The sequence below is a fragment of the Microvirga roseola genome (assembly GCF_020866965.1).
Classification (GTDB): Bacteria; Pseudomonadota; Alphaproteobacteria; order Rhizobiales; family Beijerinckiaceae; genus Microvirga; species Microvirga roseola.
Map to the genome: position 1 here is coordinate 1 of NZ_JAJATX010000171.1, position 892 is coordinate 892.

The window sequence follows — 892 nt, forward strand, 5'->3', positions numbered from 1 at the left end:
TGAGTTCTGATCAGGTTGTTCCGGCGAGAGCCTGGGCCGGTGTTCGTCGGTTCAAACTAGCATGCGGGCGCTGCTGATTATACCAGGTCAGCCAGCGCGGCAGATCGGTGACCCGAGTATCTGACGAGCTGAACGGGATCGCATAGGCCCATTCCCGCAGAAGCGTCTGGATGAAGCGTTCGGCTTTCCCATTGGTCTTGGGCGTGTAAGGACGGGTGCGGATATGCCGGATCCCGAGCAGTCGCAGTGCTTTTCGGAACAGCCGCGCAACGTACCCGGACCCATTGTCCGTCATCACCCGCTCAACCCGAATGCCTCGCTCCCTGAACCAGCGCAGCGCCCGCACCAGGAAAGCCGTCGTCGAGCGGCGGGTCTCATCCGGCAGCACCTCGACATAGGCCAACCGGGTGGCGTCATCGATGGCCACATGGAAGCAGTCGTAGCCTGCTCCTGTGCTTGCGTTGCGCCGGTCACCGGTGATGCGATGGCCCACACGCTCAAAGCGAGCCAGTTTCTTGATATCCAGGTGGATCAGCTCCCCCGGGCGCTCACGCTGATAGCGGCGGGGCGGCTCCTTCGGCTCAAGGGCCGCTAACCGCCCCAGTCCACGCCGGGTGAGCCAGGCCGCCACTGTGGAGCGGGCGAGGTTCAGCTTGCCGGCGATCTCGTCTGCCGTGAGCCGGTACTCTCGCCGCAGCGTCTCGATCACGCCGACCCAGTACTCGGCCGTGCGGTTTGCAACGCTTCTCGGGCAGGACGAGCGGTTGTCCAACCCGCTTGGCCCTTCGGCCCTGAAGCGGGCCAGCCACTTGCAGGCGGTGCGCTCGCTGATGCCAAAGCCTCGGGCCACCTCGCGAACAGGCTGGCCATCTTCGAGGATGCGGCGGATCAT

The 892-nt window shown here is 64.7% G+C and carries 1 protein-coding gene; it reads right to left on the bottom strand.

What is annotated here, in order from left to right; all coding sequences use genetic code 11:
- Nucleotides 1-10 precede the first annotated feature (10 nt).
- A partial coding sequence (locus LG661_RS24710; RefSeq protein ID WP_230534643.1) for an IS481 family transposase occupies nucleotides 11-892 on the bottom strand: 882 nt, incomplete at its 5' end.